We start from the raw sequence: 23,707 nt of genomic DNA, 5'->3' as shown, positions 1-23,707 counted from the left end.
AACTTCATGGGATTCGTCAAACTCGCAGCCATCGCCATCTGGCTCAAATAGCTAAATCGTCACTACCGCCTAGAGCATGTCGTAGTAAAAGTGTGCAGCGGTTTTGCGCAAACGACATGCGTTAAAACAAAAAGATAAAGCGCCAGGAGCGAATCTGAAAGATCGCGACACGCTTAAGCCCCAAGCATGTCATTTCCCCGACCGCTCGATAGAGAGCATTCCGCTCGATCTTGTCGGAGTGGTCTGAAGCTCATTCTGTGAAGGGGGCATGGCCCGTGCTCTTCGATGGACCGCCTATGCTGGGCCGTGCCATAGCCCGCATGTTGGGCGAAGCCGTAGTTGCCATAAACCTGGCTCGCGCGTGTCATCATCCGGTCTCTTGTCACCTTGGCGATGATCGAAGCGGCGGCAATGGAAAGGCTGCGCGCATCGCCCTGGATGACAGCCTTGCCCTGACAGGCTAACCCTGGCGGTACATCGCGGCCATCGACCAGGACATAATCTGCCCTGATGGGCAGGGCGTCCACGGCACGGCGCATGGCATCAAGGCTGGCGCGAAGGATGTTCTTCTCATCGATATGGCGGGGACCGGAAGAGGCGATTGAAATATGCGCCGTGGCACAGATCTCTACGAAAAGAGCCTCACGCTGCTTCAGCGTCAACTGCTTGGAATCATTCAGTCCTGCTGGGATGTGGTCCGGATCGAGGATGACCGCTGCGGCAACAACAGGTCCAGCAAGGGGGCCGCGTCCAGCTTCGTCGGTGCCTGCGACCGGCCAATGACCTGCTTTTTGCGCCATCAGCTCCAGCGAAAAATCCGGAACGATCGGTTCGAGGGAAAAAAGATCGGGAGGAGAATCGGGGGGCGTGCGTCGTGACATGCGGCATCACTCGCACGCCCACCCGATTTCCCGCAAGCCCCGTCGAAGCAAATGAGGCGGCACTGCTTCAGGCCCAAGGGGATCAGGCCAACGGGGCAAGACCAGCAGGGGCGGCGCCGGTCCATTTCCATCTCGCTGGGGGCGCCCAGCGAGATGGCAAAAGATGAGTAAGCTGCACGGATCGCCGACGATCGCCCATCGCAGCAACGGCACAGGGCCGAAGCGCATCGCAGCCACCCAGGGAGAACAGGCTTTCAAGTCAGCAGTGCCCGGATCTTGGCCCGGATCTTGGCGCAGAATTCACCGAAATCCAACCTCCGTGCCGCAGCCTCACAGAAGCGACAGTTGAACCCCCGCGCCATCGGGTCGAACAAACAGATCGTCGCGCAGCGCTACACCCCGGCGGGCAAGACCAAGGCGCTTCGTCGCCATTTCGAAACGCCGCGAGATCTGCCAGGCATAGGGACCTTCTCCTTTCATGCGCTTGCCAAATTCCGCATCGTAGTCCTTGCCGCCACGCATCGATTTTATCAGTGACATCACATGCCGGTAGCGATCCGGATAGTTTCTCAAAAGCCAGTCGCGGAAGAGCGGGCTGACCTCGAGCGGCAAACGCAGAAGAATGTAGCTTGCAGACACGGCACCAGCCGCCTGTGCAGAGTCCAGAATTCGTTCCAACTCATGGTCGTTCAGCGCCGGAATGAGAGGCGAGGCGAGAACGCCGGTCGGTATTCCTGCATCCGTCAACTGTCGTACGGCTTCAAGCCGCCTTGACGGCGTCGAGGCCCGTGGCTCCATCAGGCGCGCCAGTTTGCGGTCGAGCGTCGTGACGGAGATTGCCACCTTGGCCAAGCCCTTGGCGGCCATCTTGCCAAGAATGTCGATGTCCCGCGTCACCAGCGCTGACTTTGTGACGATCATGACCGGGTGGTTGGCTTTTTCCAACACTTCCAGCAATTGCCGCATGATGCGCCATTCGCGCTCGATCGGTTGATAAGGGTCTGTGTTCGTCCCGATCGCGATGGGCTTCACCTTGTATCCGGGCTTACTCAGCTCTCGTTCAAGCAGACGAGGGGCATCGGGCTTTGCAAAAAGCTTGGCCTCGAAATCCAGCCCTGCCGAAAGCCCCATATAGCTATGGGTTGGTCTGGCAAAACAATAAATGCAGCCATGTTCGCAGCCGCGATACGGATTGACCGATCGATCGAATGGAATATCGGGTGAGTCGTTGCGTGTGATCGCTGTTTTCGGCTTCTCGATCTGGACTTCGGTCTTGAAAGGTTCGAGTTCTTCCAGCGACTGCCAACCATCATCGAACTGCTCGCGCCGCTGGTCTTCGAACCGGCCGCTCGGGTTCAAGCCGGCACCCCGTCCGCGCCGACGGTCCGTCTCGACGCGAAGTCCAGACGACTGGACCAGAGCGTCGGCAATATCAGCCGTATGAGCAGGCGCGAAAGCGTCCTGCCGCAGTTGAGACAGCTCGTTCATGGATAACTCCCAGCCAGATGTTCAACGCTGGCGTCCTCAAATTCGTATCGTTAAAATGAGAACATTGCAAGAACAAAATCTGCCGCCTTTGTTGATGGCAATTTTCAGGCCGATGCGATAAGGGTCATGAATGCTGACTGTCTTGATGGAATGCCATGATCAGGAATCCGAGCTGGCGCAGACTTTGTCTGTTCTGGTTGCCGGTGCTGTGGAAGGTCTGGTCAGCGATGTCGCGGTGCTCGATCATGGTTCTACCGATGCGTCCGCGCGTGTTGCGGATGCCGCGGGGTGCAAGTTCTATACGCAGTGGGATCTGAAGAACGTGCTGCAGGAGGTGCGTGGCGAGTGGCTCCTGCTGCTTGAGCCGGGAGCGCGCCCTCAAATTGGCTGGATCGATGAAGTCGCCGAGCATATTTCGCTCACACGGCATCCCGCACGCTTCACCGCATCAAGGAATTACCGGAGGCCGCTGATGCAGCGGTTGTTCAGCAAGGATCCGCCGCTCGCGCAGGGTCTTCTTATTCAGAAAAGTGTGGCTTCAGCCAAAGGTGCTCGCGCTACGCGGCTTGCCGATCTCGTTGAGGGGCACCGGCCACATACGCTCATCTCAGAACTGATCCCAGCCTGGGCTGCAGCGCGTAGCTAATATAATCTGGCCTAGCCTGATCACGCCTTGCCGCCGCGCTTCAGGTGCTCGTCAAGCCGTGGCATGATCTCCACGAAATTGCAGGGCGTATGGCGATAGTCCAGCTGCCATTTCAGGATCCCGTCCCACGCATCCTTGCAGGCGCCCGGCGAGCCGGGCAACACGAAAACGAAGGTCGCATTGGCAACGCCACCGGTGGCACGGGACTGGATCGTCGATGTTCCGATCTTGTCGTAGGATATGCGGTGAAACACTTCTGAAAAGCCATCCATGCGCTTTTCGAACAGCGGTTCCAGGGCTTCCGGCGTTACATCCCGACCGGTAAAGCCTGTGCCGCCGGTGGTGATCACCACGTCGATTTCCTCGGCCAGCGTCCAGTTCCGAACCTGCTCGTAGATCTGCTCCTTGTCATCGGCAACGATTGCCCTGGCAACGAGTTCGTGCCCCGCTTCCAGAATGCGCTGCACCAGCGTGTCGCCGGATTTGTCATTGTCGAGCCGCCGCGTGTCGGAAACGGTCAGCACGGCAATACCGACCGGAATGAAGGGACGGCTCTCATCGATACGGCTCATGGTGCATTTCCTTCCAAAGTTCGGCCCGCTCTGACATACCACTGCGGCTTGGCCTGCTCGAGCGTCAAGGCTGCACGTTCCAGAGTCATTTCGTCGCGGTAGAGGCCGAAACACGTGGCGCCCGATCCAGACATGCGACAGACCTCCGCGCCGCTCTCCTCAAGCTGCTGAAGGCACTCACCTATGTCCGCAAGCAGCCTCTGCGCAGGCTCCTGAAGATCGTTTCTGAGGCAGCCCAGATAATCCAGCCAGTCCGCTTGCGCCGGATCGAAGGGATGAACCGGCCCGTTAGTCTTCGATGTCAGCAATCGGAATATCTGGGGCGTTGAAACGGGCTTGAGCGGATTGACCAGCAGGATGAAGAAGGAGGGAAGGGTGGCTAGGGGTTCTATGTCCTCGCCGATTCCACGCGCGATCAAAGGGCTGGACGCAAGGCACATCGGCACGTCCGCTCCCAGCGACAGGCAAAGCTCTGCCAACCGGTCTCGCGGCACATCCAGCTTCCACAACCGCATCAGGCCGCGCAAGGTTGCCGCTGCATCTGCGGAACCACCACCTATTCCGGAGGAGAGCGGCAGGCTCTTCGTGAGCGTGATGTCGACCGGACACGTCTCGTATCCAAGTTCTTCGGCAAGGGCCCGCAAGCCATCCCGCGCCCGCGTCACGAGATTATCCGCATCAGCCGACAGGGTTTCTGCAAACCGCCCAGTGATCTCGAACCGGTCTTGGGCAGATGGGCGAAGGGCGAGCTCGTCGCCGAAGTCTGCGAACGTCACAAGACTGTCGAGAAGATGGTAGCCATCTGCCCGCTGACCGGTCACATGCAGCGCGAGGTTGATCTTCGCCCGCGCTGCCTCGATCACTATTCCGGTTTGGCTCAATTGGATTTGGCCGGAATCTTGATCAATTGGCCCGGAAACAGCCGGTTGGGATTACGCTTGAGTTCCGGGTTCATCTCCAGAATCTCGCGCGCACGTTCCTTGTCGCCCAGCCGATCTATCGCAATCTTGGACAGCGTATCGCCTTCGCTGACGATGTAATCGGCCGTGACCGGGGCATTGGGTTGTGCTGCGCCCGGGGGAGTGGCCGGGGGAGCAGCAGGTGCAGTCGCTGCCGGAGACGCCATGGCCGTCTGCACCGGTGGCGGACCGGCATCGGCAAGACCCTCCCGGATCTTTTGCTCGATTTTCGGGATTTCCGTCATCTCCGGCTTCATGGTCAGGGCACGCTGCCACTGGTACTTCGCTTCCAGCTGCCGCCCAACGCGCCAGTAGGCATCGCCCAGATGGTCGTTGATCGTGGCATCGCCAGCCCGTAACTGCACGGCACGCTCAAGCTCGGTCACCGCATCGTCGTAACGGCCGAGGCGATAATATGCCCAACCGAGTGAATCCACGATGTAACCGTCATCTGGCCGCAGATCGACGGCCCTGCGGATCATGTTCAGACCTTCTTCCAGGTTGCGGTTCATATCAACCCAGGAGTAACCCAGGTAGTTGAGAACCTGCGGCTGGTCAGGGTTCAATTCGAGCGCCTTGCGGAAGTTTGGCTCGGCCTTGTCCCATTCCTTCAGACGCTCATAGGCGATGCCTCGCTGGAAAAACACCGACCAGTCGCTGGGCCGAGGGGCTGGCCCCACCACTTCCACCGCCTTGTCATAAGTCTTTGCCATTTCGGCAAAATCCTTGGCGTCTGAAAGAACGCTGCCGTAAGCAATGTAGCTGCGAATGTCGGTCGGATCAGATTCGATGAGCTTCTTCAGGTGTTCCTTCGCACCGTCTACATCGCCTGTTTGCGCCAGCGTCAGGCCCAATTGCAGCTCGGAAATGCGCCGCATGGGGGAGTCTTGCGGAACACGACCATAGAGTTCAATCGCCTGTTTCGGCTGCTCCAGCTTCTCGGCAATACCACCCAGCAGAATCAACGTATCGGCACTCTTCGGATCAAGCGCATGCGAGATCTGCAGGTAGAGCGACACCATTTCTTCGGCACCCTGACGGTTCAACGCACTGCCGATGGAAAAGAGAACGGCGGAGGCACCCTGCGTCGCATCGGTGACCTGCTGCTCCGGCTTTTCACCCTTCTCGATGCTCTGGCGAAGCGCCTTCAGAGGCGCATAGTTCAGCATCAACCGTTCAGCAACAGAGATCGCATCAAGCGCCTTCTGCTTGTTGCCTTGTGCTGCCTCAAGGCGTGCCAGCGCCATGACTGATCGCATGAATGTATCCGGCGTCGTCGCAACCGCTTCCTGGCTGGTGATGGCTGCGCTGAGGTTGGTGCGGGCTGTGGCAGTATCGCCAGCCACCAGCGCCATGGCGCCCAGATGATACTGCGTGAAGACCTTGAACCAGTCCGGCCCCTTTAGCGCCTTGATCTGCTTGATAGCCTCTGCACCCTTGCCGGCACCCACCTTGGCCCAGCCGATCAGCAGGGCGTGAGTCAATCGGTCGAGATCATTGCCGCCCTTGTAGGTGAGGATCTTTTCCGCATCGGCGTAAGAACCTTTGCGGATTGCCTCCAGTCCACGAACGATTGTCGTGATACGCTCAACAGCGTCGTCACCCTTCAGGGCTTCGACATGCTTGAGGCTCTCGTCGAACTGCCCGTTCATCAGCAAGGACACCATCAGGCGTTCGCGAATGTCGAGATTGGCTGGTTCGAAGTTCAGGGCCTTCTGGTAGAGCGCGATTGCAGTCGCGTAATCGTGATCGACATCCGCCGTTCTTGCCGCCAGAAATGCGCCGGAAAACGTGTTGACCTTGTCGGGCGTGAACTCCACGGCCTCTGCGACCGGGTTGTCCTGCGCCATGGCAAGGCGTGGAACGACCGTCGCTGCCAGAAGGGCAGAGGCAAAAGCCACGCCGGAAAGCAGACGAAGGACGAATTTCTGCCGCATGAAAGTGCCTTTCAAGAAGAACTGGGAGGCGGCCGTCGGGCCACCGGGAATCTTCGATCGATGATTCATAATAGAATGGCTTTTTTGAAGCAGCTTCGCAAGAATCTCGAAGGCGGCCATTGTTCACGCCGCCTGTGAAATGCGTGGCCCCAAACCAGGCAGCGCCTTGAAGGTCGGGTCTCAGTTGACCCGTTCGATGCAGAAATCGATCACTTCCATAAGGGCAGCCTTGTGAGCCGATGCGGGCAGTGGCGACAAAGCGTCGCGTGCGATTGCACCATAATGTTTGGCGCGTGCTATCGTGTCTGTGAGCCCGCTGTATTTGCCGATCAGGCCCAGCGCCTGCTGAAGGTTTTCGTCGCTGCTCTGCCCATCTTCGATCGCGGTCTTCCAGAAGGCGCGGTCTTCAGGCGTGCCACGGCGATAGGACAGGATCACCGGCAGCGTGATCTTTCCTTCGCGGAAATCATCGCCGACGTTCTTGCCAAGGTCGGCCGCCTTGCCCCCATAGTCCAGCGCATCGTCCACCAGCTGGAAGGCAAGGCCTAAATTCATGCCATAAGAGCGAAGAGCCGAACGGGCGCTTTTGTCGTTTCCAGCAATGATGGGGCCAACTTCGGCAGCGGCGGCGAAAAGGGCTGCGGTCTTGGCGCGGATGACAGAGAGATAATCGTCTTCCGTCGTTTCCATGTTCTTGGCAACGGAAAGCTGAAGCACTTCGCCTTCCGCGATCACGGCGGCAGCGGAGGCCAGAACATCCAGCGCGTCCATGGAGCCGGTCTCGACCATCATCTTGAAGGCCTGCCCCAGCAGGAAGTCACCAACGAGAACGCTCGCCTGGTTACCCCAGATCATGCGCGCGGTGGATTTGCCCCGCCGCAGATCGCTTTCGTCCACCACATCGTCATGCAGCAGCGTTGCGGTGTGCATGAATTCCACGCTTGTGGCGAGCTTGATATGACCGTCGCCCTCGTAGCCGAACATCTGCGCGGCCGCGAGCGTCAGCATGGGGCGCAGACGCTTGCCACCGGAAGAAATCAGGTGGTTTGCCACTTCCGGAATCATCTGCACATCGGATCCGGCCTTCGACAGGATCAGCTGGTTGACCCGATCCATATCCAGTCTGGTCAGATCGACCAGCGGCTTGACGGATGCCTGCTTGTTTTTGCCCTCTTCGAGCGGAATAACGACGCCCAATGAAATGGCCTCCTGTTCAAATCTTGCGGCGGACAATAGAAAGGGGCGCAACAACCGGCAAGAGCCAAATGTTATAATAACCCGGAATCGAGATCGTTTGACGCATGAAAGAACTGATCCGCACCAATGATCCTGTGGTCCTGTCCTTTGCCACCAGCCTGCTGAACGATGCAGGAATTCACTCTCTTGTCGCTGATCAATCGATGAGCGTGCTGGAAGGTTCCCTTGGCCTCCTCCCCCGTCGCCTTCTGGTGGAAAGCGAGCGGGCAGGCGAGGCGCGGCTTTTGCTGGTGGATGCGGGCCTCGGATCGGAACTGCGGACCGAGAAATGAACGATACGCTCGACGCCTTCCATCGCGGCGCATTCTACTTGTTGCAACCGGCGCAGGGGGCGCACCGCGCGGGCATGGATGCCATGGTCCTGGCCTCGCTGGTGGATGACGAGCGTCCTGTGCGAGTGGCAGACCTGGGTGCGGGGGCCGGCGCTGCCGGATTTGCCGTCGCAGCCCGATTACCGAATGCCGAAGTCGTACTGGTCGAGCGTTCGCCGGAAATGGCCGATTATGCGCGTCGCAATACGGCGATCGAACAAAACCGGGCGCTTGGCTCCCGTCTCACTGTCATCGAAGCGGATGTGACGCTTCGCGGAAAGGCGCGCGTAGAGGCGGGCTTGCCGGATGATCATTTCCATCATGTCATCATGAACCCGCCCTTCAACGATGCGCGGGACCGCCGGGCACCAAATGCCCTCAAGGCCGAAGCGCATGCCATGACTGAAGATCTCTTCGAAAGCTGGCTTCGTACCGCAAACGCGATCATGATTCCGGGCGGCCAGCTTTCGCTCATCGCGCGGCCATCATCCGTAGCGGCCATCATCGCCGCCTGTGGAAAACGCTTTGGCGGGCTGGAACTGACGGCCATCCATCCGCGACCCGGCGAGGATGCCATTCGTCTTCTTGTCACGGGGATCAAGGGATCGAAATCGCGTCTTGTCTGGCGTTCTCCGCTGTTCATGCATGGAGAAGAGGGCCATGCCTTCGCGGCCGAAGTCGATGGCCTCAACAATGGCCGCAAGGCCTACCGGCGCAAGGGCCGCTGAGCGATCTGGCCAATGACGTGGAATTTACGGGAACCAACCATTGCGCCCGCCATTCCGTTGCATACATGACGGATGAACACCATTCCAAGGAGATGACATGGCAGGCCTTTTGACGCGCATTCTACCGAAGCGGTTCCGCAAGGAAGGCATAGCCATTCCCGTTGTCCGCCTGCAGGGCGCGATCATGACCGGCGGCAGCCAGTTTCGTCCCACGCTGAACCTTGCCAATACGGCCCAGATGCTGGAGCGGGCCTTTGCGAAAAAGGATGCGCCCGTCGTCGCCATATCCATCAATTCGCCGGGGGGCTCTCCGGTGCAATCGCGGCTCATCTACCAGCGCATCCGCGCGCTTGCTGAAGAAAAGAACAAGCGCGTCCTCATGTTCGTGGAGGATGTCGCAGCCTCCGGCGGCTATATGATCGCGCTCGCAGGCGATGAGATCTTTGTCGATCCGACATCCATTGTCGGGTCGATTGGTGTCGTGTCCGGCGGTTTCGGCTTTCCGGAACTCCTGCGCAAGATCGGCGTGGAGCGCCGAGTCTATACGGCTGGCGAAAACAAAGTCATCCTCGATCCGTTCCAGCCGGAAAAAGAGAGCGATATCGAATATCTGAAATCCCTCCAGCTCGAAATCCACAAGGTCTTCATCGACATGGTCAAATCCCGTCGTGGAGAACGGCTTGCCGATGACGAGACCATTTTCTCCGGCCTTTTCTGGACGGGGCAGCGCGGCGTCGAGCTTGGTCTTGTCGATGGCATTGGCGAAATCCGCGACGTATTGAAGCGCCGCTTCGGGCCGAAGACGCGGCTGGAACTGGTGGGTTCGGCACGTGGCCTTCTTGGCCGTCGCCTGCCGGGCATCGCCTCGCTTGGTATCGGCAATGCAGGAGCGGAAATCGCATCCGGTGCGGCAGAGGGGCTTGCGAGCACCCTTGAAGAACGGGCATTGTGGAGCCGTTACGGGCTCTAAAGCATCGGGCGAAAAAGTGGCATCCGGTTTTTCGCTCAACCGATGCGTCAACAAAGAATCTAGAGCGGCGGGCCGTTTCCGATTAGTGTCCGACGCTCTAGGCCCGCCATTCGCGATTCGAGGACTTGTCACCCATGCCGCAGATCCTGTTTCTTGCCATTCTCATCGGCGGAGGCTGGCTGCTGTATCGGAAGTTTGTCAACGATGCGGAGAAGCTGGCGCGGCTGCGGCGCGCCAGGGAAAAGGAGCGCCAGACGGGTGCCATCGGCACTCTGGTGAAGGATCCGGTGACGGGCGAGTATCGCGTCAAGCGCGAGGATGAGGAATAGGCGCACGACTGCCCGCTTTTTTCACCAAAGTTTATTCGGGTGAATCAGAAGCGGGTCGTCAGATCCGTCAGCCAGGCTGGCGATGCTTCGATGAGTTTCGTCTCCAGCCTTTTGTCCATTCCGGTCAGGATCAGCGACCCGATGACAATCAGCATGATGCCAAGGATCGCTTTCAGCCATCGTCCAGCGCGCAGCATGCGGTCCCGGGTGCGGCTGAAGAGGTCGCGCGAAACGGTGCCGAGAACGAGAAGCGGCAGAGCAGCGCCGATGCCGAATGCCAGCATCGTAACGATGACCTGACCAAGGTTTTCGCCGCGTGCGGCCATGAGGGATGCGGCCCCGAGCGTTGGGCCAATGCACGGGCTCCAGACGGTGCCAAGCAAGAGGCCGACACCGAACTGCCCTTGCCAGCCGCTTTCATCGAAGCCGCCGAAGCGCTTTTCGGTCCAGCTGCCCACAGGTCCCGCCGCCAGTGCAAGGCGGGCCTGAAGGGCCGGCATCACCATTACTGCGCCTATGAGGATCATGATGATGGCGCCTGCCGAGCGGAACAGGCCAAAATCAAGCCCCAGTCCAAAGCCGACCAGCGCTACGAACAGCCCGACAACGACGAAGGAAACGGCCAGTCCTGCGGCAAGCGCCAGGGGCCCAAGCCGGTGACGATTGGCCGCGCTCGCCAGAACGATCGGCACCAGCGGCAGCACGCAGGGCGACAAAACGGACAGGATACCGGCAAGGCCTGCAAAGGTGATGCCCGTCAGCATGGGTCAATTCGTCTTGGCTGACTGGAACAGCTGCTCGATCGAGGAAGCCTTGGTATCACCTATCGAGCGGCGGGTCTCTTTCGTACCGCGATAGGCAATCAGCGTCGACTGCTGGGTCGCACCGAGAGCGCGCACGACATCTTTCTGCCTGTCGAAGTCGACCGTGAAAATGGTCATGTCCTTGAACTTGTCGCTGTCGGCAAGCGACTGGATGATCGGCTTCTGCTTGGCGCAGGTTGGGCACCAGCTGGCTGTAATATCCACCACGATTGGCTTGCCCGCAGTCTGTGCAGCAGTAAAGGCTTTCTGTTCGAAGGCCCGGATTTCGGCGGCGCTCGCAGGCAGGCTTGCGGTCAGTGAAAGAGCGGCAGCGCCGATCAGGGCCGCCACGGTGGATGAAAATCTCATGAATGTCTCCTCGGTTTCGGCTGAGCTTTCTTGCAGCCATGCCCATGTTACGTTGGGACATGACGCATTGTTACGGCTTCACGAAAAAGTTTGCGTGCCGCACCCGGCGTCTTTGCCTTTGACCTTGATGGCCCTCGTAGGCTTGACCCTCACGCCCTCCCGTGGCACCAGACGGGCAAAAATCACGTATACTGGCTCCGGACACAATCCCATGACCACGACCCTTGCTCCGCATATGGACCCGAAGCGCTCTTTCCAGGCGCTGATCCTGACGCTTCACAACTATTGGGCAGACAAGGGATGCGCCGTCCTGCAACCCTATGACATGGAAGTGGGTGCTGGTACGTTCCATCCGGCAACGACCCTGCGTGCGCTTGGCCCCAAGCCCTGGAAGGCGGCCTATGTGCAGCCCTCGCGTCGTCCCTCCGATGGCCGCTATGGCGAGAACCCCAATCGCTTGCAGCATTACTACCAGTATCAGGTCATTTTGAAGCCGAACCCGTCGAACCTGCAGGAGCTTTACCTCGGTTCGCTGGCGGCGATCGGCCTCGATCCCCTGCTTCACGACATCCGCTTCGTGGAAGACGACTGGGAAAGCCCGACGCTCGGCGCCTGGGGTCTTGGCTGGGAATGCTGGTGCGATGGCATGGAAGTCTCGCAGTTCACCTATTTCCAGCAGGTCTGCGGTATCGAATGCTCGCCGGTCGCCGGTGAGCTGACCTACGGTCTGGAGCGTCTGGCCATGTATGTGCAGGGCGTGGACAATGTTTACGATCTGAACTTCAACGGTCGCGAAGGCGAGGAAAAGATTTCCTATGGCGACGTCTTCCTGCAGGCAGAGCAGGAATATTCCCGCCACAATTTCGAATTCGCCAATACCGAAATGCTGCATCGCCATTTCATCGATGCGGAAAAAGAGTGCCAGGCGCTGCTGGAAGCGGGCCGTCTGCAAGGCGAAGCGGCTGCACAAGAGGCGGGGAGCGCCGGAGGCGCGACGGGGATACTACATAAGTGCGTCTTTCCGGCCTATGATCAGTGCATCAAGGCGTCCCACGTCTTTAACCTTCTGGATGCGCGTGGCGTGATTTCGGTCACCGAACGCCAGAGTTATATCTTGCGCGTGCGCACGCTGGCCAAGGCCTGCGGCGAAGCCTTCCTGCTGACCGATGCTGGCGGCGCCAATCTCGGTGCTGCGGCCTGATCGGGCGAATACCGATACCCCGCCCGCTCGGCTGAGAAACCCGATGACAGGAGCGCGCGAAACGATTAGGGTTCGCGCGCTGATCACGCCGGGGAGCCTTTCATGTATGTCGCCTTAGCCGCACTCGCGGCCATCGCCCTCTATGTCGTCTTCGTCTATAACGGGCTGGTGAAATCCCGTCAGATGGCGAAAGAGGCCTGGTCCGGCATTGATGTACAGCTGAAGCGTCGCGCCGACCTCATCCCAAATCTCATCGAGACCGTCAAAGGCTACGCATCGCACGAGCGCTCTACGCTGGAAGCCGTGGTCGAACTGCGCAACAAGGCGCAAGCCGTGCCATCGGGCGATGTGGCAGGCCGTGCCGTTGCCGAAGGTCTTCTGGGCCAGGCGCTTGGCCGGGTGATTGCGCTTGCCGAAGCCTATCCTGATCTCAAGGCCAACGAGAACTTTGTGGAACTTCAGCGCTCGCTGGAAACCGTTGAGAACGAGATCCAGATGTCCCGGCGCTATTACAATGGTGCTGCGCGTGACCTGAACGTCAAGGTGGAAAGCTTCCCGTCCAATCTCATTGCGGGCCAGTTCGGCTTTGCCAAGAAGCCCTATTTCGAAATTGCCAACGAAGCGGATCGCGCTGTTCCGACGGTCAAGTTCTAGCGGCCGGGCCGTCTTCGAAATCCATGAAAAAAGGGCGCATGACAAGCGCTTGTGAGAGTATAATGAGTGCCGATCAACTGACCATTCTCCCGCCTGACCATCCCCTGAAGGGGCATGTGGCGCCACCCGGTTCCAAATCCATCACCAACCGCGCTTTGCTGCTGGCCGGTCTTGCCAAGGGCACGAGCCGTTTGACCGGGGCGCTGAAAAGCGATGACACGCGGTATATGGCAGAAGCTCTGCGCGCCATGGGTGTGACAGTTGATGAGCCGGATGCAACGACCTTCGTGGTCACCAGCTCCGGCAAGCTCAACCCGTCGTCAGAGCCGCTCTTCCTTGGCAATGCAGGCACAGCAACGCGTTTTCTCACGGCGGCCGTGGCTTTAGGCCAGGGGCGCTTCGTGGTCGACGGCGACCAGCACATGCGCAAGCGCCCGATCCAGCCACTGGTCGATGCACTGCGCTCCCTGGGCGTTGCCGTGGAAGCGCCGACGGGATGCCCGCCGGTGACGATCGATGCAACTGGCCGCTTCGAGAAGAACCGCGTTGTGATCGATGCCGGCCTCTCCAGCCAGTATGTGTCGGCTTTGTTGATGGCGGCTGCCATTGCCGCCGAACCTTTCGAGATCGAGCTGGCCGGTGCTGATATCGGCGCGCGCGGCTATATCGATCTCACGCTGTCTGCCATGCGCGCCTTCGGTGCGAAGGTCGAGCAACCGTCCCCGTCAGTCTGGCGGATCGAGCCGACCGGCTACACGGCGACCGACTTCCATATCGAGCCGGATGCCTCTGCCGCGACCTATCTCTGGGGCGCGGAAGTTTTGACGGGTGGTTCAATCGATATCGGCACACCGGCGACTGATTTCACCCAGCCGGATGCCAAGGCCTATGATGTCATTTCGGCTTTCCCGCATATGCCCGCCGTCATCGATGGCAGCCAGATGCAGGATGCCATCCCGACGATTGCGGTTCTGGCAGCTTTCAACAAGACACCAGTGCGTTTTGTCGGCATTGCCAATCTGCGCGTGAAGGAATGCGACCGCATTCGTGCGCTCTCGACGGGTCTGAACAATATCCGTCAGGGGCTTGCGACTGAGGAAGGGGATGATCTCGTCGTCGCCTCCGACCCAGCCCTCGCCGGTCAGACGCTTCCCGCCAGTATCGACACCTTTGCCGACCACCGCATTGCCATGAGCTTTGCACTTGCGGGTCTCAAGATCAACGGCATCACCATCCTTGATCCGGGCTGCGTGGCGAAAACCTATCCGCACTACTGGGATGCGCTGTCGTCGCTCGGCGTCGCTCTGGATCGGGGTTGATCCGGAATGAAGCGCGCCTGCCTGCCGATTTCCCGCCTGTTCCTGCTGCTGGCATTGCTGCAGGCAGTGGCGCTTGGCATCCCGGGCGCAGCGCGTGCGGCGGAATACATCGCGGCCTACCGTTCGGAGATCCAGCTCAGCCGTGAAGGCGATGTGACCGTGACGGAGATCATCACCGTCAATGCGGAAGGCAAGGACATCCGCCGCGGTATCTTCCGCGATTTTCCGCTCTACATGGTGGATGCCAAGGGCAAGCGGCAGAAAGTGGGCTTCGAAGTTCTGACCGTTACGCGCGACGGCCGTCCTGAAAACTGGCGCACGGAGGGCGTTTCCGGCGGTGTGCGCATCTATCTGGGTTCGCCCGAGACGCAACTCGATCGCGGCCTGCATACCTACGAACTGACCTACCGCACCGATCGGCAGATCCGCTATCAGGAAAGCTTCGACGAGTTCTACTGGAACGTCACCGGCAACGGATGGATGTTCCGCATCGATCAGGCCTCCGCCGTGGTTCAGCTGCCGCCGGGTGTAAAGGCGCTGAACACCACCTTCTTCACGGGTGCCGAAGGCGCAACCGGCAAGGATGCCCGTCGCACCGGCAGCGATACGGCTCCCGGGTTTGTCACAGTGCGTCCTCTCAGCCCGAATGAAGGCCTGACGATTGCCATCGCCATGCCCAAGGGCTCGATCATGCCGCCCAGCGATGCGCAGCAGCGCGGCTGGTTCTGGCGTGACAATATCAACTACATCATCGGCGGCACGGGCCTTCTCGTCGTCGCCGCCTATTATTTCTGGTTCTGGCGTCGCGTGGGGCGTGACCCGCCGCGCGGCGTCGTGGTGCCACGCTGGTATCCACCGGAGGGTCTGTCTCCCGCGCTGGTGAACTATGTCGATAATAAAGGATTTTCCGGCGAAGGCTGGGATGCGCTGTCGGCCAGCTTCATTGATCTCGCCGTGGGTGGCTATGTCGTCCTGGAGGATCTGAAGAGCAGCATCGTCGTGCGGCGAACGGGCAAAGCCGCTCCATCCAGTCTGCCCGCCGGACAGGCCATCCTGCTGCAGCAGCTGGGCGCGAAGGGCGAAGCTTTCACCATCGACAAGGCCAATGGCACGAAAGTGCAGTCGATCGCCAAGCTCTTCCGCAATGCCATCGAGAAAGAGCATCGCGGTCGTTACTACAAGGGCAATGTCGGCTATATCGTCGGCGGTGTTCTCCTCAGCATCCTGGCTCTCGCTATCCTCCTGTTCTTCGGCGATTTCGACCCCGATAGCATCGGATTCCTGGTGCCGTCCGTGGTGTTTGGTGTTGTCTGGGGTGGCTTCGCGCTGAAAGCTGGTCGCTCCATGTTCCGCAAACGCAGTGTGATCGCGCGCATCGGCGGCGTCCTGATGTTCGGAGTCTTCGGCTTCATCGGTCTTATCGCCGCAGGCGGCATCCTCGTCGCGGCGCTGGAAGCGCTGGATCATTCGGATTGGCCCGTTATCGCCGTGGTTGGCGGCATCACGCTGATCAATGCCGTCTTCTTTTTCCTGATGGGCGCGCCGACACCGCTTGGCGCCAGACTGATGGACGAAGTGGATGGGTTGAAGACCTATCTCACGCTGGCCGAACGGGATCGCATGAACATGGTCGAGGCGCCGGAAATGTCCCCGCGCCACTTCGAGACGCTTCTTCCCTATGCCGTTGCGCTGGGAGTGGAAAAACCCTGGAGCCGTACGTTCGAGACCTGGCTTGCCACAGCGGCAGCCGGTGCCGCGGCGGCGAGCTATCACCCCGGCTGGTATAGCGGCGACAGCTTCGGCTCGTTTGGAGAAAGCATCGGCGGCTTTTCCTCCTCCATGGCGTCGACCATTGCATCCACCATCCCGCAGCCCGTCTCCTCGTCGTCGTCCGGATTTTCCAGCGGCGGCTCGTCCGGTGGCGGCGGCGGTGGTGGTGGCGGCGGCGGCTGGTAGCTCTGGTCCAAACTCCTTTTTTGCGCCACCCCGTAGATGACAATTCCACGCTGCCTTGCTAAGTCCCGCGCAACACACTGCCAGCCGATAGAATAGACAAGCCCCTGCGGCTCAAGGAACTGAACAATGCCTGATCTTCTGCTCGAACTCCGCTCCGAGGAAATTCCTGCCCAGCCGCACGCCCGTAGCGCCGCAGGTGCGAGGACGTGCAAACAGGCAAAACGCATGCGGGCCAAGGAACTGAACAATGCCTGATCTTCTGCTCGAACTCCGCTCCGAGGAAATTCCTGCCCAGCCGCACGCCCGTAGCGCCGCAGGTGCGAGGACGTGCAAACAGGCAAAACGCATGCGGGCCAAGGAACTGAACAATGCCTGATCTTCTGCTCGAACTCCGCTCCGAGGAAATTCCTGCCCGCATGCAGCGCAAGGCTGCGGGCGATCTGAAGAAGCTCGTGACCGATGCGCTGGTGGAAGCCGGTTTGACCTATGAGGGAGCGCGCGAGTACTGGACGCCGCGCCGCCTGACGTTGGATATCCGTGGTCTGACGGCCCGTTCCGCCGACCAGCGGGAAGAGATCAAGGGTCCATCCACCAAGGCGCCGGAACAGGCCATCCAGGGCTTCCTGCGCAAGGCAGGTCTTGGCTCCGTGGAAGAGGCGCAGGTCGCTTCGGACCCGAAGAAGGGCGATTTCTACGTGGCGGTGATTTCCAGGCCCGGTCGTGCGGCGGAAGAGATCATTGGCGATGTCATGCCCGGCATCATCCGCTCCTTTCCCTGGCCGAAGAGCATGCGCTCCGGTGCCGCCTCCGCGCCCAAGGGCATGCGGTTCAACGGCATTGACGGCAAGGGTTCCGAAAGCCTGCGCTGGGTGCGCCCGCTGCAATCCATCCTCTGCATGTTCGGGCCTGAACACGACGAAACGCAGATCATTCCGTTCGAAGTCGACGGCATCACGGCCTCCAACATCACCTATGGTCACCGCTTCCATGCGCCAGAGGCGATTACTGTTCGCCGCTTCGACGATTACGTGGCGAGCCTCGAAAAAGCGAAGGTCATGCTGGATGCAGAGCGCCGAAAGGATGTAATCCTGCATGACGCGAAGGATCTGACCTTTGCCAACGGTCTCGAACTGGTGGAAGACGAGGGGCTTCTGGAAGAAGTGTCTGGCCTCGTCGAATGGCCGCATGTGCTGATGGGCGCGTTCGAGGAAGAATACCTCCAGATCCCCGCGGAGATCATCCGCCTGACGATCAAGACAAACCAGAAATGTTTCGTCACTCGTCCGCAGGGTGCAACCGAAGGTCTCTCCAACCACTTCATCCTCATCTCGAATATCGAGGCGAAGGATGGCGGCAAGGAAATCATCCACGGCAATGGCAAGGTCGTGCGCGCGCGTTTGTCAGATGCCAAGCATTTCTGGACGCGAGACCAGGGCAACCTGCCGGATCTCGAAACCCTGAAGGCTTCTAAGGACAAATTCGGCCTCGATCTTTCCAAGCCGCTCGACCAGCGCATGGCCAAGCTCGATGCGCTGAACGTCACCTTCCACGCCAAGCTCGGCACGCAAGGGCAGCGCGTGGAGCGCATCCGGGCGCTGGCAAAGCAGATTGCGGGCGTTGTCGGTGCGGATGAAAAGCTGGTGGATCGCGCCGTTGTTCTGGCAAAAGCTGATCTGCGCACTGAAGCCGTGGGCGAGTTCCCTGAACTTCAGGGCCTGATGGGCCGCAAATATGCTGTTCTCCAGGGCGAAAATGCGTCCGTTGCCGCCGCCATCGAAGACCATTACAAGCCGCAGGGCCCGTCGGACCGTGTGCCGGAAGACAAGGTGGCAATTGCTGTCGCGCTTGCAGACAAGCTCGATACGCTCGTCGGTTTCTGGGCCATCGATGAAAAGCCGACCGGCTCCAAGGATCCTTACGCCCTTCGTCGCGCCGCTCTCGGCGTCGTGCGCATCATGCTGGAGCGTAAGGTGCGGCTTAGTATCAATTTTGCTCTTTCTAAGAGCTACCAAGCATATTTTGATCGGTTCACCTCTTCGAGCGCGCTGTATTTCAGAACAAACACCGGAAGTTTTCGTCTATATCCTCATAGTTTAATGACAAAGGATCCGGCAGACACGGATGCTTTCTGGTACATAAACAAAAAATCTATGCTGTCCGGCGAAATAGATATGGACGCTTCTTTTGATATAATGAATAAGGACAGATTTACTAGGTTTCTTCCTGTTGAGGCGATAATTTATGACCTTCTCTCCTTCTTCCACGACCGACTGAAGGTCTATCTGCGCGACATGGGTGCGCGTCACGATATCATCGATGCCGTGCTGACGCCGGACGCCGATGATCTTCTGCTGGTTGCTCGCCGCGCTGAAGCACTCACCGCCTTCATCACCTCGGAAGACGGCAAGAACCTGCTGGCTGGCACCAAGCGTGCGACGCAATTGCTGGCGGCGGAAGAGAAGAAGGGAACCGTCGTTGCCGATGCAGTCTCTCCAGACCTCTTGAAGCTCGATGCTGAACAGGCGCTCCATGCGGCTATCACATCTGCAACCAGCGAGGCGGCAGCGGCGGTCAAGTCGGAAGACTTCCGTTCTGCCATGGAAGCACTGTCCAGGCTGCGCGGTCCCGTCGATACCTTCTTCGAAGCGGTGCTCGTCAATGACGAAGACCCAGCCATCCGCGCCAACCGCCTCGCCCTGTTGAAGGCCATTCGCGAGGCGACAGGAACGGTTGCGGACTTCTCCAAGATCAGCGGTTGATCCAGAATGGCGGCAGGCAGGATCCTCATCAGTGCCTGCCTCCTCGGCCAGCCGGTCCGTTATGACGGCAAAGGCAAGCCGCTCCTCCATTCACTCATCGAACAGTGGAAAAGGGAGGGGCGCCTTGTTGCTTTCTGTCCTGAACTTGCGGGCGGCATGAGTGTGCCGCGCCCGCCTGCAGAAATCGAAGACGGCCTGAACGGCGAGGATGTTCTGGCGGGTCGTGCCCGCGTTCTGGAACTGACCGGTGGCGATGTCACGGCCGCATTCATCGACGGCGCAGGGCGCGCGCTCAAGCATGCCCGCGACAACGGCTGTCTCCACGCCCTCTTGATAGACGGCAGTCCATCCTGCGGCTCGTTGGCAATCTATGACGGGAACTTTAACGGCGTGAAACACGCAGGCAATGGCGTCACGGCAGCGCTTCTGCGCTCCGAGGGTATTGCCGTCTACGCGCCTGCTCAAATCGAAGATCTGGCTGCAAACCTGTTCTAAAACGCAAAACGCCGGCCTTGCGACCGGCGTCTGCCATCATTCGGATCAAAGCTTGTCAGCCGGCGCGGCGCATGCGGTTTGCCATGTCCTGCAGGCCATTGCCGCGTGCGTCAGCCGTGCGGAAGCCGCGGATGAGATCGAGAAGATCGCCGGTATCGTTGGCGAGAACCTCGGCGGATGCGGTCGTCTCCTCAGCCATGGCAGCATTCTGCTGCGTGGCCGTATCCAGCTGGTTGAGCGCAGAGGAGATGGAGCGCAAGGTCGTATCCTGCTCCTGCGCGCTGTGCGCAATCTTGGATACCACGTCGTTCGCGGCCTCGATCTGCGCCGAAATCCGCTTCAGAGCTTCGCCGGCCTGCGAGACCAGCTGAACGCCGTGCTCCACCTGGCCGCCGGACCGCGAAATCTGGTCCTTGATCTCCTTGGCCGCTGCTGCGGAACGCTGGGCGAGTTCGCGAACTTCCTGCGCAACGACCGCAAAACCCTTGCCACTTTCGCCTGCGCGTGCTGCCTCAACACCTGCGTTGAGGGCCAGCAGGTTGGTCTGGAAGGCAATTTCGTCGATCACGCCAATGATCTTGGTGATTTCGGCAGAAGACTGCTCGATGCCGCTCATGGCCGTGATGGCCTGCTCGACGATGGAGTCGCTCTGGCGGGCTTCGCCGCTGATCGTCTTCACGCGTTGAGCCGCTTCCTTGGCGCCATCGGCGGTCTGGCGAACGGCCACGGTCAACTCGTCCAAGGCTGCTGACGTTTCCTCGAGATTGGCGGCCTGACGCTCTGTCCTCTGCGCCAGCTCGCTAGAAGCACGACGGATTTCTTCCTTGGACACGCCGATATCGTTACCCTTCAGGCTGACGCGAGACATGGCCTGCTCGAGATGCGAAAGCGCATCGTTGAAGTTATGGCGAAGACCTTCGTATTTCCCGCCAAGATCGGCACAACGAACGGTCAGGTCGCCCTTAGCCAATTGCTCGAGCGCGCTTCCTATGGTTGAGACCACATGAGCCTGTTCGGTGGCCTCGCGGCGCTGCGCCTCCTCGGCCCGGACGCGTTGCTCCTCGATCTGCGCTTCCTGCTCCTGCTGGCGTGCCGCCATGGCATGGCGCTCGCGCACTTTCTGCTGAAGCGCCTCGGTCGCAAGGGCCATCTTGCCGATTTCATTGTTCATGTCGGTATGCGGAACCGGCATGGAGGTATTTTCATTGGCGACAGCACCGAGCGTGTCGTGGATGGCGCTCAATGGGCGCGTGATCCCGCGGATCACGACATAAGCGCCCGCGAGAGCGGCCAGGAACAGTGCAAGAGAACCACCGGCGGTCTTGATGATGTTCTCGCGGACTTCTGCCTTAAGATCGTCCGTGTAAAGGCCCGTCACGACAACAATTTTCCAGGGCTCGAAGGCCTTGCCGTAGGAGGCCTTTGGATAGCTGTAGTCGTTCGGGTCCTTGCCGGGCTTCGGACCGAGAAATTCCACATACCCGCCACCGGCACGACCGAGCTTTACCAGTTCGTCGCGATACAGGAAGCCAGTCGAATCTCCCTTGCCCTTGCCGGATGTCCCGACCAGTTTCTGGTTCGGATGAAACATCATGACGACATCGTAGTCATAGGCAAAGAAATAGCCATCCGGGTCGAACTTCATTGTGTTCAGAAGGCCATAAGCGCGCTTTTGCGCTTCCTCCTGATTGAACTCACCCTTCTTGGCACGGTCGTCGAAATCCTTGAGTACTGAAATGGCCGTCTCCACCTGCGTGCGCAGCATTTCGTAGCGCTCACGGTAAATGGCTTTTGTGGATGACTGGAGCTGGAAATAGGTAATGGCCGCGAAGACTGCCATCATGGCTCCAACGAGCATGAAAAGCTGAAGTGATATGCGCATGTTTTTCATTCTGACGACCGCCTATTCGATCTCGAGCACTGTGATAAAGACTAGGTGTCGAGGATCATTGAGAGAGGCGCTTCCTGCACCCGACGAGCACTACAACGCGCTCCTGGACAAAGAGAGTAAACCGGCTTCCTGAAAATTTAGATAATAGAAACTTCCCGGCGCACTACTCAGTGAAGGCGAGAAATGGAAGCATAAGGAGTGTGCGTTGACTGCTGCGAGCGCGGCAAAAAGGGTCAGTCGCAAAGCATTAAATTCGCGCTTCCTTGTATTCAATATCGTGAATACTTGGTCAAAGGCTGGGCCGAAGCTCGAATTTGGAGAAATCAGGTGCGGCGGGCTGCTCGACCGGCGTTGCACCAACAGGCTTCGGGGCCGCATCCGCCGATACGGCAGACGTTGTCGCCCTCTGGTCCACGCCATCGCTTTTCGTTGGGGAAACGGTACGAGACAGCATGAGCTGCTGCTCGCGCTCCACCCACATAGGGTTCAAGCTGACAAACCGCACGGGTGAACCGCCCATGAAGTTTTCGGTTCGGGTAACCGCCGGCTTCCCGCCGATCTGGGAGATCGTCACGCGTTCTTGGCCCGCATCAAGTGAAGGCACCACATAAGCGGATTTCGAACGACGGGATGCCTTTCCGTCACATGCCGCGCAGGCTATGTGAACGACGCTTGGCGTGGCCAGGACCGGCTTCCCGGAAAGAACGGAAATGGAGGACGCATCCGCCGATATGGCTGCAACAGATGCTACCAGTGCCAGAACAGAGCTGATCATAGCGAATACCCTTCCCGATAATAGGGCAGAGCATTAGCAGATGAATCTTTCCAAGCAGTCAGGAGGCGCGGTTAACACATCGTAAAGACGTGCAATTGGCTTATCGTGCATTATCCGCGATTGAGCGCACGCCAGCCAATGTCACGACGACAAAAACCGTTCTCCCAGCGAACCTCATCCACCAGCTTATAGGCTTTTGCCTGTGCTTCGGCCACCGTGCTTGCTGTTGCTGTCAAATTCAGAACGCGTCCGCCTGTCGCGACCAGGTGCCCCTCTTTGAGCGCCGTCCCGGCATGAAACACCTTCGCACCGTCGCGTGCCTGCGGCAGATGGGTAATCGGGGTGGCTTTGTCGTAGGCGCCCGGATAACCCTTGGATGCCATCACGACTGTCAGTGCCGGTTCGTCACACCACTCAGCACTCACCTGATCCAGCGTGCCCGTGGAGGCGGCATAGAGGATTGGTAAGAGGTCGCTCTTCAGGCGCATCATCAACACCTGGCATTCGGGATCCCCGAAGCGCACGTTATATTCGATGAGTTCCGGACCCTTGGCCGTGATCATCAGGCCAGCGAAGAAGACGCCGGTGAACGGATAGCCGCTTTCCGCCATGCCGCGGATCGTCGGCTCGATGATCTCCTTCATCGTGCGCTGAACCATGTCCTGTGTCATGACAGGTGCAGGGGAATAGGCGCCCATGCCGCCGGTGTTCGGCCCGGTGTCACCATCGCCCACGCGCTTGTGGTCCTGCGCCGTGGCCAGCGCCAGGGCCGTCTTGCCATCGGAAAGGCAGAAGAAGCTGGCCTCTTCACCATCCAGATAGGCTTCGACGATAACCTCGGCCCCCGCTGCGCCAAAGGCACCGGCAAAGCAATCATCCACGGCGGCAAGCGCCTCATCAATTGTCATGGCAACCGTCACGCCCTTGCCTGCGGCCAGACCATCTGCCTTGACGACAATGGGCGCACCCTGTTTGCGAATATAGGCCTTCGCCGGTTCCGCAGCGGTAAAACGCTGGTAGGCGCCGGTTGGAATATTGTAGCGGGCGCAGATATCCTTGGTGAAACCCTTGGAGCCTTCCAGCTGGGCGGCGGCCTTTGAAGGGCCGAAGACGACGAAGCCGGCGGCGCGCAGATCATCGGCAAGACCCGCCACCAGCGGCGCCTCCGGGCCGACTACCACGAAATCGATGGCCTGCTTCTGACAGAAGGCTATGACGGCTGCGTGGTCTTCCACATTCAGCGACACCAGCTCTGCTTCTTCCGCGATGCCGGGATTTCCCGGTGCGGCATAGAGTTTGGTCAACAGGGGGGATTGTGCAAGCTTCCAGGCAAGAGCATGCTCACGACCACCAGACCCGATCAGAAGAACCTTCATTGCCGCGCTCCGCTGCTGAAAAGAGATGCTG

23 protein-coding genes and 1 pseudogene are annotated in these 23,707 nt (G+C 59.5%); 13 read left to right on the top strand and 11 right to left on the bottom strand.

Annotated features, from left to right (window positions below; all coding sequences use genetic code 11):
- Nucleotides 1-173: 173 nt before the first annotated feature.
- Nucleotides 174-881: a ribonuclease HII gene (locus tag MUU53_RS10455; protein WP_247260853.1), complete on the bottom strand. Its 708-nt coding sequence runs from the start codon at nucleotides 879-881 to the stop codon at nucleotides 174-176.
- Between the two features lie 330 nt (nucleotides 882-1,211).
- Nucleotides 1,212-2,369, bottom strand: a complete 1,158-nt coding sequence (locus tag MUU53_RS10450) for a PA0069 family radical SAM protein (protein WP_247260852.1) — start codon at nucleotides 2,367-2,369, stop codon at nucleotides 1,212-1,214.
- A 130-nt stretch (nucleotides 2,370-2,499) separates the two neighbouring features.
- On the opposite strand from MUU53_RS10450, the gene MUU53_RS10445 reads away from it, so the two are divergent.
- The gene (locus tag MUU53_RS10445) at nucleotides 2,500-3,015 is read left to right on the top strand and encodes a glycosyl transferase (protein WP_247260851.1); all 516 of its coding nucleotides are present in this window, start codon (nucleotides 2,500-2,502) and stop codon (nucleotides 3,013-3,015) included.
- A 20-nt stretch (nucleotides 3,016-3,035) separates the two neighbouring features.
- On the opposite strand, the gene moaB is transcribed toward MUU53_RS10445, so the two are convergent.
- The 4 genes and pseudogenes from moaB to MUU53_RS10425 all read right to left on the bottom strand — a co-directional run bounded on the left by moaB (nucleotide 3,036) and on the right by MUU53_RS10425 (nucleotide 7,680).
- Nucleotides 3,036-3,587 carry a molybdenum cofactor biosynthesis protein B gene (gene moaB, locus MUU53_RS10440; RefSeq protein WP_247260850.1) on the bottom strand — a complete coding sequence of 184 codons (552 nt, stop codon included), beginning with the start codon at nucleotides 3,585-3,587 and terminating at the stop codon, nucleotides 3,036-3,038.
- Nucleotides 3,584-4,450: a 4-(cytidine 5'-diphospho)-2-C-methyl-D-erythritol kinase gene (locus tag MUU53_RS10435; RefSeq protein WP_247260849.1), complete on the bottom strand. Its 867-nt coding sequence runs from the start codon at nucleotides 4,448-4,450 to the stop codon at nucleotides 3,584-3,586. Before MUU53_RS10435 ends, moaB begins: the two co-directional genes overlap by 4 nt.
- Nucleotides 4,451-4,662: 212 nt before the next feature.
- Nucleotides 4,663-6,483, bottom strand: a pseudogene (locus tag MUU53_RS10430) (tetratricopeptide repeat protein); the annotation flags it as partial.
- Nucleotides 6,484-6,663: 180 nt separating this feature from the next.
- Complete coding sequence (locus MUU53_RS10425; RefSeq protein ID WP_247260847.1) at nucleotides 6,664-7,680, bottom strand: polyprenyl synthetase family protein; 1,017 nt, start codon at nucleotides 7,678-7,680, stop codon at nucleotides 6,664-6,666.
- A 104-nt stretch (nucleotides 7,681-7,784) separates the two neighbouring features.
- On the opposite strand from MUU53_RS10425, the gene MUU53_RS10420 reads away from it, so the two are divergent.
- The 4 genes from MUU53_RS10420 to MUU53_RS10405 all read left to right on the top strand — a co-directional run bounded on the left by MUU53_RS10420 (nucleotide 7,785) and on the right by MUU53_RS10405 (nucleotide 10,078).
- Nucleotides 7,785-8,012 carry a putative signal transducing protein gene (locus tag MUU53_RS10420; protein WP_062553082.1) on the top strand — a complete coding sequence of 76 codons (228 nt, stop codon included), beginning with the start codon at nucleotides 7,785-7,787 and terminating at the stop codon, nucleotides 8,010-8,012.
- Nucleotides 8,009-8,779 (top strand): tRNA1(Val) (adenine(37)-N6)-methyltransferase, encoded by a 771-nt coding sequence (locus MUU53_RS10415; protein WP_247260846.1) that lies wholly within the window; start codon nucleotides 8,009-8,011, stop codon nucleotides 8,777-8,779. Before MUU53_RS10420 ends, MUU53_RS10415 begins: the two co-directional genes overlap by 4 nt.
- Before the next feature lie 97 nt (nucleotides 8,780-8,876).
- Nucleotides 8,877-9,749 carry a S49 family peptidase gene (locus MUU53_RS10410; protein ID WP_247260845.1) on the top strand — a complete coding sequence of 291 codons (873 nt, stop codon included), beginning with the start codon at nucleotides 8,877-8,879 and terminating at the stop codon, nucleotides 9,747-9,749.
- Nucleotides 9,750-9,883: 134 nt separating this feature from the next.
- Nucleotides 9,884-10,078 carry a hypothetical protein gene (locus tag MUU53_RS10405; protein WP_247260844.1) on the top strand — a complete coding sequence of 65 codons (195 nt, stop codon included), beginning with the start codon at nucleotides 9,884-9,886 and terminating at the stop codon, nucleotides 10,076-10,078.
- 44 nt (nucleotides 10,079-10,122) lie between these two features.
- Here MUU53_RS10405 and MUU53_RS10400 read toward each other — a convergent pair whose 3' ends face one another.
- Entirely contained in the window at nucleotides 10,123-10,842 is a 720-nt protein-coding gene (locus MUU53_RS10400; protein WP_247260843.1) for a cytochrome c biogenesis CcdA family protein, read from the bottom strand.
- A gap of 3 nt (nucleotides 10,843-10,845) precedes the next feature.
- A complete protein-coding gene (locus MUU53_RS10395; RefSeq protein WP_247260842.1) occupies nucleotides 10,846-11,250 on the bottom strand; it encodes a thioredoxin family protein in 405 nt (134 codons plus the stop codon).
- A gap of 235 nt (nucleotides 11,251-11,485) precedes the next feature.
- Between MUU53_RS10395 and MUU53_RS10390 the strand changes: the two genes are divergently transcribed.
- The 8 genes from MUU53_RS10390 to MUU53_RS10365 all read left to right on the top strand — a co-directional run bounded on the left by MUU53_RS10390 (nucleotide 11,486) and on the right by MUU53_RS10365 (nucleotide 19,634).
- Complete coding sequence (locus tag MUU53_RS10390; protein WP_247260860.1) at nucleotides 11,486-12,451, top strand: glycine--tRNA ligase subunit alpha; 966 nt, start codon at nucleotides 11,486-11,488, stop codon at nucleotides 12,449-12,451.
- A gap of 102 nt (nucleotides 12,452-12,553) precedes the next feature.
- Nucleotides 12,554-13,105, top strand: coding sequence for a LemA family protein (locus tag MUU53_RS10385; RefSeq protein WP_247260841.1), 552 nt, complete (start codon nucleotides 12,554-12,556; stop codon nucleotides 13,103-13,105).
- Nucleotides 13,106-13,167: 62 nt separating this feature from the next.
- A complete protein-coding gene (locus MUU53_RS10380) occupies nucleotides 13,168-14,424 on the top strand; it encodes a 3-phosphoshikimate 1-carboxyvinyltransferase (RefSeq protein ID WP_247260840.1) in 1,257 nt (418 codons plus the stop codon).
- A 6-nt stretch (nucleotides 14,425-14,430) separates the two neighbouring features.
- Nucleotides 14,431-16,380, top strand: coding sequence for a DUF2207 domain-containing protein (locus MUU53_RS10375; protein WP_247260839.1), 1,950 nt, complete (start codon nucleotides 14,431-14,433; stop codon nucleotides 16,378-16,380).
- Nucleotides 16,381-16,506: 126 nt separating this feature from the next.
- Nucleotides 16,507-16,635, top strand: a complete 129-nt coding sequence (locus tag MUU53_RS23230; RefSeq protein WP_281435079.1) for a hypothetical protein — start codon at nucleotides 16,507-16,509, stop codon at nucleotides 16,633-16,635.
- Nucleotides 16,628-16,756 (top strand): hypothetical protein, encoded by a 129-nt coding sequence (locus MUU53_RS23225; protein WP_281435079.1) that lies wholly within the window; start codon nucleotides 16,628-16,630, stop codon nucleotides 16,754-16,756. Before MUU53_RS23230 ends, MUU53_RS23225 begins: the two co-directional genes overlap by 8 nt.
- Nucleotides 16,749-19,139: a glycine--tRNA ligase subunit beta gene (gene glyS / locus MUU53_RS10370; RefSeq protein WP_247260838.1), complete on the top strand. Its 2,391-nt coding sequence runs from the start codon at nucleotides 16,749-16,751 to the stop codon at nucleotides 19,137-19,139. Before MUU53_RS23225 ends, glyS begins: the two co-directional genes overlap by 8 nt.
- 6 nt (nucleotides 19,140-19,145) lie before the next feature.
- Entirely contained in the window at nucleotides 19,146-19,634 is a 489-nt protein-coding gene (locus MUU53_RS10365) for a 2-thiouracil desulfurase family protein (RefSeq protein ID WP_247260837.1), read from the top strand.
- A gap of 55 nt (nucleotides 19,635-19,689) precedes the next feature.
- On the opposite strand, the gene MUU53_RS10360 is transcribed toward MUU53_RS10365, so the two are convergent.
- The 3 genes from MUU53_RS10360 to purD all read right to left on the bottom strand — a co-directional run bounded on the left by MUU53_RS10360 (nucleotide 19,690) and on the right by purD (nucleotide 23,676).
- On the bottom strand, nucleotides 19,690-21,525 hold the full coding sequence (locus MUU53_RS10360; RefSeq protein WP_247260836.1) for a methyl-accepting chemotaxis protein: 1,836 nt from the start codon (nucleotides 21,523-21,525) through the stop codon (nucleotides 19,690-19,692).
- Between the two features lie 289 nt (nucleotides 21,526-21,814).
- The gene (locus MUU53_RS10355) at nucleotides 21,815-22,300 is read right to left on the bottom strand and encodes a plant virulence effector HPE1-like domain-containing protein (RefSeq protein WP_247260835.1); all 486 of its coding nucleotides are present in this window, start codon (nucleotides 22,298-22,300) and stop codon (nucleotides 21,815-21,817) included.
- Nucleotides 22,301-22,410: 110 nt separating this feature from the next.
- Entirely contained in the window at nucleotides 22,411-23,676 is a 1,266-nt protein-coding gene (gene purD, locus MUU53_RS10350) for a phosphoribosylamine--glycine ligase (RefSeq protein ID WP_247260834.1), read from the bottom strand.
- Between the last annotated feature and the right edge of the window lie 31 nt (nucleotides 23,677-23,707).

Origin of the sequence: Affinirhizobium lemnae, from assembly GCF_022968395.1 — a bacterium.
Taxonomy (GTDB): Bacteria; Pseudomonadota; Alphaproteobacteria; order Rhizobiales; family Rhizobiaceae; genus Neorhizobium; species Neorhizobium lemnae.
Note: the sequence above shows the minus strand (reverse complement) of the source record. Positions and strands in the feature narration are given on the sequence as shown.